The organism is Mammaliicoccus sp. H-M34 (assembly GCF_022386495.1).
In the GTDB taxonomy this organism is placed as follows: Bacteria; Bacillota; Bacilli; order Staphylococcales; family Staphylococcaceae; genus Mammaliicoccus; species Mammaliicoccus fleurettii.
In genome coordinates, this window is sequence record NZ_JAJNIK010000001.1 from 178,359 (window position 1) to 190,782 (window position 12,424).

The window sequence follows — 12,424 nt, forward strand, 5'->3', positions numbered from 1 at the left end:
ACTATTACATATTGATTTTTAAGCTTCATCCATTTCAGTATTAACGATTTCTTCAATCATGTCCCACTCTTCGTCAGTTTCAACAGGTAATAATTTACCGCCTTCACCGTCGTCATTAGCTTCATTAATCATAGGGATTAATTCGATTTCTTCTTCATCATCAGTGCCTTCTTCAGCTAAAATGATATATTCTTTCTTGAATTCAGGATGATAAAACTCTAAAACTTTACGATATAGAACTTCATTTTCATTTTCGTCGATTAAAGTTAATAATTCTTCCTCATTGTTGATCTCTAAATGTTCTTCATGGTTATGTTCAGTCATTATTCATTCTCCTCATCTTTATTTAATAGAATCTAAATATCCTTGTAAAATAAATACAGCGGCCATTTTATCTATAACTTTTTTTCTTTTTTTACGGGAAACATCTGCTTCTAATAATGTGCGTTCTGCTCCGACTGTGCTCAGTCTTTCATCCCACATCACCATTTTTAATTCTGGTCTTTCTTGTTCAAGTAAGTCCTTAAAATGAATTGATGCCTCACCACGGGGGCCAATAGAGTTATTCATATTTTTAGGCAATCCAATAATGACAGTATCAACATCATATTGATCTATTATTTTAATTAATTCATCAATTCCAAACTCTTCTTTTTCTTCGTTAATACGGAGCGTATCAATTCCTTGAGCTGTCCAACCCATCGCATCACTAACAGCTACACCAATTGTTTTACTTCCTACGTCTAAACCTATTATCCTATTTTTAAGCATTGAGTTCATTTTCTTGCTTTAAATAATTCGATACTAATTCTTCCATAATATCATCTCTATCTAAGCGTCTAATTTGATTTCTTGCTTCGTTATGTCTAGGAATATAAGCTGGGTCGCCAGACAGTAAGTATCCAACTATTTGGTTAACTGGATTATATCCTCGTTCTTCTAAAGTGCGATAAACATTTTGTAGTACTGTTTTGACATCTTCATTCGGAAAATCATCATAGTTAAACTTCATTGTTTTATCAAAATTATTCATCTATTTTTACACTCCCTAACTCCATTAACTTAGTATTGATTATATCATATTCTATTAACACTTAAAATTATAGAGTTTTAATGTAGTTTTTAACAAACTGTAAAGCTTCTGTTACTTTTGATGGATCTGTTCCGCCCCCCTGAGCCATGTCAGGACGACCGCCACCTTTACCATTAGTTATTTGAGCAGCTTCTCTAATAATATCTCCAGCTTTAACTTTATCTGTTAAGTCTTTCGGTACTGAAGATACTAATGAAACTTTTTCACCATTAACACTTGCTAATAATAATACAGTATCTTGCATTCTTGATTTATAATCATCCATTATTGATCTTAACACTTTAGCATTTTCCGCTTCTACTTGTACAGATAATACTTTAATACCGTTAATTTCTTCTACACTATCTTCAATATTACCTGATTTTAATTCAGTAATTGTTTTGTTTTTTTGTTGAAGCTCTTTTTCTAAGTCTTTATTTTGTTGTTGTATTTGATCAATTTTTTCAATTGTTCTCGTTTGATCTTTAACTTTAACATGTTTCATTACATCTTTTAAAATTTCTTCTGTAGCTTTTAATGTTTCATAAGCTTTTTTACCAGTAACTGCTTCAATTCTTCTTACACCTGCACCAGTACCTGATTCTGAAAGGATTTTAAATAAACCAATTTCACTAGTATTTCTAACATGAATACCACCACAAAGTTCGATTGAATATGATGACATTTCAACAACTCTAACTACATCTCCATACTTTTCACCAAATAGAGCCATTGCACCTTTATCTTTAGCTTGCTCAATTGGCATTTCTTGAATTGAAACAGGAATATTTTCCCATATTTTTTCATTAACAATTTGTTCGATTGTTTCAAGCTCTTCCGTTGTTACTTGTCCAAAATGTGAGAAGTCAAAACGTAGTCTTTCACTTTCAACTAATGAACCAGCTTGATTTACATGTGAACCTAGCACTTCTTTTAATGCTGCATGCAATAAATGAGTTGCTGAATGGTTTTTAACGATTGATTTACGAGCTACCTTATTAACAACCGCTTCAACTGTTTTACCAATTTGCACTTGTCCAAATGTAATACGTCCAGCATGTAAGTTTTGACCATTTGGAGCTTTAATAACTTCTGTTACTTCAATTTCAAACTCGTCATGTCTAATAACACCTTTATCTGCTACTTGTCCACCAGAAACAGCATAGAATGGTGTTTCTTTTAAAATAAACTGGATATCTTCTCCACTTTCAGCATGATCGACTAATTGTCCGTTTAAAATAATATCAGTAATTTCTGATTGAATTTCAGATTGTTCATATCCAACAAACTTGCTTGGCGTCGTAATTTTACCTAAAACTTCATTTTGAACTTGCATGGATTGAGTTTTTTGACGTGCTGCTCTTGCTCTTTCACGTTGTTGACGCATTTCATCTTCAAATCCATCATTATCAATTGTGATACCTTCCTGAGCTGTAATTTCTTCAGTAAGTTCAATTGGGAAACCATAAGTGTCGTATAGTTTAAATGCATCTGAACCTGAAAGTACATTATCTTTTTGTTTTGCTGAATTCATCATTGTATTCAGAATTGCTAATCCATCTTCTAGTGTTTCGTGGAAACGATCTTCTTCAGATTTAACAACTTTTTTAATGAAATCACTTTGTGCTTTTACATTTGGATAATAAGGTTCCATAATTTCTGCAACTATATCTACTAATTTATATAAAAATGGCTCATTAATATTAAGTGTTTGACTAAAACGTACTGCTCTTCTTAGTAATCTTCTTAATACATATCCTCTACCTTCATTTGCAGGTAAAGCACCATCTCCGATAGCAAAGCTTATTGTTCTAATATGATCGGCTATAACTTTAAAAGCAATATCTTGATCTTTAGATTGTAAATATTTCACTCCACTAACTGCTTCAACTTGTTCAATAATTGGAATAAATAAATCTGTATCATAATTTGTTGGTACATCTTGTGCAATTGAAGTCATACGTTCTAGACCCATACCAGTATCAATATTTTGATTTGGTAATGGTGTATACGTATGGTCAGCATTATGATTGAATTCACTAAATACTAAGTTCCATACTTCAAGATAACGTTCATTCTCTCCACCTGGATACATTTCTTCAGCAGGATCTTCCTTGCCGTATGTTTCGCCTCGGTCATAGAAAATTTCTGTATTTGGTCCAGATGGTCCTTCACCTATATCCCAGAAGTTACCTTCTATTCTTATAATTCTGCTTTCCTCTAAACCAATCACTTCATGCCATAAATCATATGCTTCAGTATCTTCTGGATGAATGGTTACATATAATTTTTCAGGATCCATAGCCATCCATTTATCACTTGTTAAGAATTCCCATGCATATTCAATAGCTTCTTTTTTGAAGTAATCGCCAATTGAAAAATTACCTAACATTTCAAAGAAAGTATGGTGTCTTGCTGTAAAACCAACATTCTCAATATCATTTGTTCTGATTGCTTTTTGTGCATTAACTATTTTTGGATTTTTAGGTACTTCTCTACCATCAAAATATTTTTTTAATGTAGCAACTCCTGAGTTAATCCATAATAAAGTATCATCATCAATTGGTACTAAAGGTGCTGAAGGTTCTACCATATGTCCTTTTTCAACGAAAAAGTCTATATACATTTGTCTAATTTCACTTGCTTTTAAATTTTTCATTATATTCACTCCTCAAATAAAATAAAAAACGCCCCTCCCTCGTAAAAGGGACGAACGTATCGCGGTACCACCCTAGTTATGACAAAATGTCATCACTTTAAGTTTATTCAATTTCTATAAAAGAAGTAGCGTTCAATATATATTGTCATGTTTCGCACCAACCAACATGTCTCTTGTAGCAATATATGATTTACTCGGCTTCTTTATTAGTATTCTATTAGATTATAAGCACTGCGTTTTTAGATGTCAATTATTTCATAAAATCATATGGTGTTTTATCTTTCATATTAATCATTGGATCAATTTCATACATAGTCTCTTCAGTTAAAATTAAATTTTTCATTTGAATAGGCTCGTTTGTATTTTCATTACCTTTGTCATCTTGAAAATACATTTTTAATTTAGTATCGAATGAAGTCATCCGACCGTGCCCTAGTGTTTGTATACCTTGGTTAAATGCTTTCTCTTCACCACAAATAACTAATGATTGTTTAGCACGTGTAAGTCCTGTGTATAAAATGTTCTTCTGCAACATTCTAAAGTATTGTCTGACGATAGGCATAATAACAATTGGAAATTCAGAACCTTGTGATTTGTGTATAGAACAACAGTAAGCATGCGTTATTTCTGATAAATCTTGTTTAGTATAAGTAATTTCATTTCCTTCATAATCTACAATTACGACATCTTTACCAAGTGCGTTTTCTTCTGCTTTATACACACCGATGACAACACCTATATCACCATTAAACACATTGTCATCTGGACGATTTATAAGTTGTAACACTTTATCATTTTCTCTATATTCAATATCACCATACTCTAAATACCTAGTCGATTCATCTTTAGGATTCAGTATATCCTGTAACAGCTCGTTTAATTTATTAATACCTGCTGGGCCACGATAAATTGGCGCTAACACTTGAATATCCTGCATATTATAGCCTTTGTTGACTGCACCTTGTACAACTTTTTCTACGACTGTTGCAATTTGATTACTGCTACATGGAATAAATGATCGATCATGATGTTTCTCATTAATTGAAACTGTCATACCATTTTTAATTTTATGTGCTAAATCAATAATTGAAGACCCTTCTTGTTGCCTATATACCTCAGTTAAATTAACTCTTGGTATTACTTCAGAATCAATCAAATCTTTAAATATTTGGCCAGGACCAACTGATGGTAATTGATCTTCATCTCCAACGAAAATAATTTGAGCATAATCAGGTACTGCTCTTAAAAATTGATACATTAACCAAGTATCTACCATAGACATTTCATCCAATATAATTAAATGTGCATGTATATCATTATCTAGCACATCATCAGGCTGAGTATCTTTGCTCCACCCTATTAATCTGTGAATCGTCATAGCTTCTAAATCAGTTGATTCACTAAGTCTTTTAGCTGCACGTCCAGTTGGGGCAGCTAATACTATTGGAAAATCAGATCCTTCTTGATAATCGTCATAATTTAAACTCACACCGTGTATTTCAGAATATAATTCACATATTCCTCTTATAACGGTTGTTTTACCAGTACCAGGACCTCCTGTTAATAGCATCATTTTATTGTTAATTGCAGTTTCTAATGCTAATTTTTGTCCATCCGCATATGATACATCATTCATTTCTTCTATTTGCCCAATATGTAGTTGTAAATCACTTTTTTCAATGTCTTTCAATTCATCTTGATGTTGATATAGGCGATGTATAATTTGAACACTTTTAGCTTCCGAATAATATAAAGAAGGTAAAAAGCAGTTATTATCTTCGATTATAAGCTTTTTATCTTCATTCATTTCAATTATCACGCCATTTAATTGATCTTTATTTACCACTTCTGGTTGATTATGATTTAACAGTTCGTATGCACCATTTATTAGAATATCTATCGGTAAATACGTATGACCATTTTGTAAGGACTGTTGATCTAAGAAATAGCTTAATCCAGCAATAAGTCGATCATGATGGTCTTTAGATATACCAACTTGTTCAGCAATTTGATCCGCTCTTTGGAAACCTATTCCATTTATATCCATAACTAATCTATAAGGTGTTTGTTTAAGAACATTCAGTGTTTCTTCTTTATAAACTTGATATATAGACATTGCTAATTTAGGACCAAATCCAAGTTCATTAAGTTTAATCATAATGCGTTCTATAGCTTGATTTTCTCGTATAGATGCTGCAATCGTATCTCTTTTTTGTTTATTAAGCTTTGGTATTTCTTTCAATACATCTGGTTCATCAATAATTTTTTGAAGTGCATCTTCACCTAGTTTATCAACTATTGTTTCAGCAGTCTTTTTGCCTATTCCTTTAAATAAATCACTAGATAAATAATGGATTACACCTTGTTTAGTTTGAGGTAGTTCTTTTTCAAAAGTTTCTGCTTGTAATTGCTTACCATATTTTGGATGGTTTGTAACTTTACCTTTAAAAAGATATGTTTCACCTTCAACAATTTGAGGAAGATAACCAACAATTGTGACTTCTTGGTCAAAATCTTCATTTGAGTCCATCACATCTACTTTTATAACGGTATAGTAGTTATCACTATTTTGAAATAAGATTCGAATAACTTCACCTTTTACATGTGAAAGATCAAATAAAGATAAGTTTTCCAATGTTAGTCCTCCTCTTCTTGTAATTGTTCAAACATATTTATCGCATGGCCACTTAGTAAATGATCTGGCTGAATATTGACTGCTTTTCTAAAATAAATCAATGCTTCTTCTGGATCTTCATTTTTCATATACTTAGCTAATCCTAAATTGTATAATGCATCAACATGATTAGGGTCTTTTTCAAGTACATTTTCTAATTGTGAAATTGCTTCTTCAAACATTTCCAACTGGCAAAGTGTTAAACCATATTGAAAACCTATTTCTACATCATCAGGATTCAACTCATTTGCTCTCATAACATAAGGCAATGCTTCAGTATGCGCACCTAACTCATTAAAACACATACCTAACATAAAGTTAGTATCAGAGTCATTTAACCCTTTTTGTATAGCAAATTGATATAGTTTAATCGCTTCGTCAAACCTTTGTTGATTGTAATATAAATTTGCAAGACTATAATATGCACCACCGTGCTCTTCATTTACTGTTATTGCCTTTTGGAAGAACTTCTCTGCCTTTTCAAGTTCATCCGCTTCTGACAAAATAGTACCTGCATTAATATAGTTTGTTACTTCATTTGGATTCTCTTCAATATTTTCAAATAAAAATTTGAGTGCTTGATCAAATTTTTTATTTTCTATTAATTTTACGATTTCATTTTCACTATGCATGATTTAACTCCTTTAAATATCATTAATTGTAATTATAACAAAAATAAATAGAGGTGCATCAGAAAAGATAGCACCTCTATGAATTTATACCATATAATCTAATTGTTTTTCAGTTTTGTAAACTTCATCAATAGTTGCGCCACCTAGACAAACTTCGCCATCATAAAGTACAACTGCTTGGCCTGGCGTGATTGCACGGACAGGTTGATCAAATGTCACTTTAATTTGATTGTCAGAAATTTTTTCAACTGTAACGTCTGTATCTTTTTGTCTATATCTAAATTTAGCTGAGCATTTCACAGGTTGTGAGAAATCTATGTCATTAACAAATGATATATCAGATGCAATTAAGTAATTACTATATAAAGCATCATGATGAAAACCTTGTTCTACATATAGAATATTTTCTTTTAAGTTTTTGCCAACTACAAACCAAGGATCACCATCTCCGCCAATACCGAGTCCATGTCTTTGTCCAATAGTGTAATACATTAAACCTGTATGTTCACCCATATCAACACCATCTAAAGTTTGCATTTTACCATTTTGTGCAGGTAAATATTGAGATAGAAATGTTTTAAAGTTTTTTTCACCTATAAAACAAATACCAGTTGAATCTTTTTTCTTAGCAGTTGCTAAATTTTGTTCTTCTGCTATTCTTCTTACTTCACTTTTTTCTAATTCGCCAATTGGAAACATTACTTTAGATAATTGTTCTTCAGTAAGTTGATTTAAGAAATACGTTTGATCTTTATTATTATCTACTCCACGCAACATTTCTACTTTATCACCTTCACGATTAACTCGTGCATAGTGTCCTGTTGCTACGTAGTCAGCACCTAATTTCAAAGCATGATTTAAAAATGCTTTGAATTTAATTTCTTTATTACACATAACATCCGGGTTAGGCGTTCTTCCTTTTTTATATTCATCTAAGAAATACGTGAATACTTTATCCCAATATTCTTGTTCAAAGTTCACCGCATAATATGGTATATCTAATTGGTTACAGACTTCTATTACATCATTATAATCTTCAGTTGCTGTACATACACCATTTTCATCTGTATCGTCCCAGTTTTTCATAAATATTCCTACAACATCATAACCTTGTTCTTTCAATATATGTGCTGTTACAGAACTATCTACGCCCCCGCTCATTCCTACGACTACACGGGTAGATTGATTATTCATTTTCTTCCTCCTTAAATTGATTATATATTTTCATAATTGCATTTACGATATAGTTAATTTCTTCTTCTGTTGTTAATGAGCTAAAGCTAAATCTAACTGATTGCTTCACTCTTTCGTCCTCACCATACATAGCCTCTAATACATGTGAAGGTAAAGTTGATCCCGCTGTACAAGCTGAACCACTTGAAACGTATATATTAGACATGTCTAATAAAGTGAGCATCGTTTCAACTTCGATAAATGGAAAGTACAAATTCGTAATATGACCTGTTGTTTCAACCATGCTACCATTCAATTCAAATGGTATTGCTCGTTGCTGTAAGCCGACTATTAATTTTTCTTTTAAGTTCATTAAGTGAATATTATTCTCATCCATATGTTCATATGCATCCATTAAAGCTGTAGCCATTCCACAAATATATGGAACATTTTCAGTACCAGCTCTTCTCTTAAGTTCTTGTTCTCCACCTTGAATAAAGGTATCTAGCTGTAATCCTTTTTTGACTAATAGTGCGCCGATTCCTTTAGGACCACCAAATTTGTGTGCCGTAACACTTAACAAATCTATAGGCATTTCATCAAATTCAATTGGCATATGACCTATTGCTTGAACTGCATCAACATGAAAAGTAATATGACGATCTTCCAAAATTTCAGCTATTTCATATAACGGTTGTACAGTACCAACCTCGTTATTTACTAACATAATAGAAACTAATGTCGTTTCAGAAGTAATCGTTTGTTTTAATTCTTCTAAATCTATAATTCCTTCAGCATTCACATTTATATATGAAACATCAAAGCCATCACGTTCAAGTTCTTCAAAAACATGTAATACAGAATGATGCTCTATTCTACTCGTTATAATATGTTTGCCCAAATGTTTTCTTTTTTTCGCGATTCCTTTAATTGCTGTATTATTAGACTCTGTTGCACCGCTTGTAAAGATAACTTCATTTGGAGTAGCACCTAATATCGATGCAATTTCTCTTCTAGCTTGATCTAAATACTTCCTTCCATCTCTTCCAATAGAATGAATTGACGATGGATTGCCATAGTGTTCAGATAGTATTTCTGTTATTTTCTCTGTAACAATCGGTTTAACTGGAGTAGTTGCTGCATAATCTGCATATACTTTCATGTTGAACGTCCTTTCTTAGTTTTCAATGTACCTATTCTAGCACCAATTTAAGAAAATGACTAGAACTCTGTTTCTCTATTTCTTTCGTCGGTATATTGCTCTAATTCATTTAATTGATTTTTAATAGAATCAGCATTTAATGGATTCTCAATTTTAAGATTTTCATGTATCAAATCTAGATTCTTTATTGTCCAAATTTGATCTTTAAGCTTTTCTTTAAAATATTTATCATGTGAAATAATGAGTGTTGATCCTTGAAATGATTGAATTAATTGTATGATTTTTTCTTGCATTTCAATATCAAAATAGTTAGTTGGCTCATCTAATACGAGTATATGTGGGTTTGAAAAATACAATTTAACAAATTGTATTCTACATTTTTCACCCATAGATAAATAGTCAACAACATCATTAATTCTATTTTCATCAAAATAAAAATTCGCTAAAATTGTTCTTGCTTCCGCTTCTTTCATTTCTTGAATAGACATTATTTCTTCTAACACAGTATTTTTCATATTTAAGTTATTAAAATCTTGTGAAAAATAACCTATTTCTAATTCAGGATGTACGATTACTTCTCCCTCATCAGGTGTCAGTTGACCTAGTATCAACTTGATCAAAGTAGATTTACCTGAGCCATTTTGACCTTCAATGATAACATTTTGATTTCGCTTAATATGAAAAGAGACATCATTAAAAATAGGCTTTTCATTATATGAAAATGTGACATTTTCAAATTTAACTAAATAATGAGATTTGAAGGTGTGGTGTTGCATTGAAAATGTTTTTTCTTCCTCTTCAGGATCTGATAAACTGGTTTGTTCAAGTTTTTTATTCATTTGATATTCTTTCGATTTAAACTTTTTCGCAAGTTTGCTAAGTTGTTTTTGTTGATAAGGATTTCTTACTGAAGCTTTTTGTGAAGCTTTTTGATACCATTCTTTATATTTTTTAATTGTTTCTTCAATTGCTCGTTGCTCTTTTTCTTGTTTTTCGTATTGTAGCTTAATCGTTTTATATTCTAAATCTTTTTGTTGCTTGTAATTGTCATACTGACCTGAGTATTTTGTTGCACCACTACTACTCAGTTCTAAAATTGCATCTGGTGTTTCATTTAAAAAAGTCTTATCGTGGGAAACAAATAATATTGCACGTTGTTCTTGTTTAAATGCATTAGTTAACCATGCTTTCATTTCTTCATCCATATGGTTAGTTGGTTCATCAATTAATAATAATGGTGCTTTATCTAATTTAACTTTCAAAAACGAAACTTTTGTTTGCTCTCCACCACTTAAAGTAGAAATTAATTGATCAAAGTGCCTTTCTGTTAATCCTAACTTTTTTCCTTCAATTATAATGTTTTGCTCAATTTCGTAACCGTCTAATTCAATATATCTATTTATATTATCCAAATCACTTAGATTTTCTCTTAACGATGATAATTGTGGATAAGTTAACATAATATACTCCATGACATTTAAAGTTCCATATTTAGTTAAATCTTGTTCCATCATTGCTGTTTCAATATTTTCTTTATGGTGGATTTTATTTAAAAGTGTAGATTTTCCGATACCATTTATGCCAACTATTGCCAAATGTTCATTTTCTTCAATAATAAATGTTAGTGAAGGTATGAGCAGTTTATTGTCAATCTCTAAAGACTTTTTTTCAAATAAAAATAGCATAATGTTGCCTCCTTATTCCATGCATTACACAGTAAGACACACCATTACACTATTTTAAAATATAATGGTAGCATCAAAATGTAGACATATTTATCCAATCATCATTGTGTAACACAATGGTATTTTTACGTTTTAACATGACGTCGTAAAAATTATTGGATATCCATGCCTATTATTGATGCCACCTCTCTTTAAATTTGGGTTTATTATAACTATAACTATGAAAATAGTCAACTTTTGTTGAGCAGTTAAATAGTGCAACAAGATTACGCTTGATATACTTGCCAATATACAAATAAGTAAGGAGAGTCATATAAATGAAATCTAATTTCCCAGTCTCTGCATTGAACCTTGTCCCATTAAGAAAGGGAGAAACAGAGCAAGACGCTATTAAAAACATGGTCACATTAGCACAAAATGTAGAGAAGTTAGGCTATGAAAGATACTGGATTGCTGAGCATCATAATGCACCTAACCTTGTAAGTTCAGCTACAGCTTTACTCATTCAACATACTTTAGAACATACTGATACAATACAAGTTGGTTCAGGTGGAATAATGCTACCAAATCATGCACCACTCGTTGTAGCAGAACAATTTGGTACAATGGCAACGATGTTTCCTGAAAGATTAAATTTAGGATTAGGACGAGCACCTGGTACTGATATGATGACAGCCTCAGCATTGAGACGTGACTCACATAAAGGTGTTTATACTTTTGGAGATGACATTAAACAATTACTCCAATATTTTGGTCCAGAAGAAAATCAATCTTATGTTAGATCTTATCCAGGTGTAGATACAAACATACCCATTTATGTACTAGGATCTTCAACTGACTCTGCTCATTTAGCAGCACGTTTAGGATTACCTTACGTTTTCGCAGCTCACTTTGCGCCAGAGCAAATGTCACAAGCTATAGAAATATATAGAGATTTATTTGAACCATCAGATTATTTAGACAAACCATATGTAACAATTTGTTTAAATGTTATTATAGGAGAAACAGATGAAGAAGCAACATTCCTTTCATCAACAATGCACTTAATGTTTTTAGGAATTGTTAGAAATTCACGTTTACCTTTACAACCACCAACAGACCAATTAGAAAATATATGGTCACCACAAGAACAATACATGTCACAATCTAAGACAAACACTTCGTTTATTGGTAGTGAAGAAACAGTTAAACAACAATTTTTAGACTTCCAAGAAAAATATAACGTAGATGAAATAATGGCAGTTAGTTATATTTATGATTTAGATAAACAATATAAATCATTTGAATCATTCAAAAATATCGTTGATGATGTATATGGAGAATAATTAAAAGTAGACAAATTAAAAGAGTCCGGGGCATCAAAGCCC

At 31.5% G+C, this 12,424-nt stretch carries 10 protein-coding genes; 1 reads left to right on the forward strand and 9 read right to left on the reverse strand.

Features of this window, described 5'->3' with window-relative positions; all coding sequences use genetic code 11:
• Positions 1–18 precede the first annotated feature (18 nt).
• The 9 genes from LQ608_RS00950 to sal(C) all read right to left on the reverse strand — a co-directional run bounded on the left by LQ608_RS00950 (position 19) and on the right by sal(C) (position 11,057).
• Positions 19–324 (reverse strand): DUF1292 domain-containing protein, encoded by a 306-nt coding sequence (locus LQ608_RS00950; RefSeq protein ID WP_107509071.1) that lies wholly within the window; start codon positions 322–324, stop codon positions 19–21.
• 18 nt (positions 325–342) lie between these two features.
• A complete protein-coding gene (gene ruvX, locus LQ608_RS00955; RefSeq protein WP_078356477.1) occupies positions 343–771 on the reverse strand; it encodes a Holliday junction resolvase RuvX in 429 nt (142 codons plus the stop codon).
• Entirely contained in the window at positions 764–1,033 is a 270-nt protein-coding gene (locus LQ608_RS00960; RefSeq protein ID WP_078356476.1) for an IreB family regulatory phosphoprotein, read from the reverse strand. Before LQ608_RS00960 ends, ruvX begins: the two co-directional genes overlap by 8 nt.
• Positions 1,034–1,100: 67 nt before the next feature.
• Positions 1,101–3,731, reverse strand: coding sequence for an alanine--tRNA ligase (gene alaS, locus LQ608_RS00965; protein ID WP_239749208.1), 2,631 nt, complete (start codon positions 3,729–3,731; stop codon positions 1,101–1,103).
• 250 nt (positions 3,732–3,981) lie between these two features.
• A complete protein-coding gene (recD2, locus tag LQ608_RS00970; protein ID WP_239749209.1) occupies positions 3,982–6,366 on the reverse strand; it encodes an SF1B family DNA helicase RecD2 in 2,385 nt (794 codons plus the stop codon).
• A 2-nt stretch (positions 6,367–6,368) separates the two neighbouring features.
• Positions 6,369–7,037 (reverse strand): tetratricopeptide repeat protein, encoded by a 669-nt coding sequence (locus tag LQ608_RS00975; RefSeq protein WP_239749210.1) that lies wholly within the window; start codon positions 7,035–7,037, stop codon positions 6,369–6,371.
• 84 nt (positions 7,038–7,121) lie between these two features.
• Positions 7,122–8,231 (reverse strand): tRNA 2-thiouridine(34) synthase MnmA, encoded by a 1,110-nt coding sequence (mnmA, locus tag LQ608_RS00980; RefSeq protein WP_078356472.1) that lies wholly within the window; start codon positions 8,229–8,231, stop codon positions 7,122–7,124.
• Positions 8,224–9,372 carry a cysteine desulfurase family protein gene (locus tag LQ608_RS00985; protein WP_239749211.1) on the reverse strand — a complete coding sequence of 383 codons (1,149 nt, stop codon included), beginning with the start codon at positions 9,370–9,372 and terminating at the stop codon, positions 8,224–8,226. Before LQ608_RS00985 ends, mnmA begins: the two co-directional genes overlap by 8 nt.
• A 59-nt stretch (positions 9,373–9,431) precedes the next feature.
• The gene (gene sal(C), locus LQ608_RS00990) at positions 9,432–11,057 is read right to left on the reverse strand and encodes an ABC-F type ribosomal protection protein Sal(C) (protein ID WP_239749212.1); all 1,626 of its coding nucleotides are present in this window, start codon (positions 11,055–11,057) and stop codon (positions 9,432–9,434) included.
• Positions 11,058–11,374: 317 nt separating this feature from the next.
• Between sal(C) and LQ608_RS00995 the strand changes: the two genes are divergently transcribed.
• A complete protein-coding gene (locus LQ608_RS00995) occupies positions 11,375–12,382 on the forward strand; it encodes an LLM class flavin-dependent oxidoreductase (protein ID WP_078356469.1) in 1,008 nt (335 codons plus the stop codon).
• The last annotated feature ends 42 nt before the right edge of the window (positions 12,383–12,424 follow it).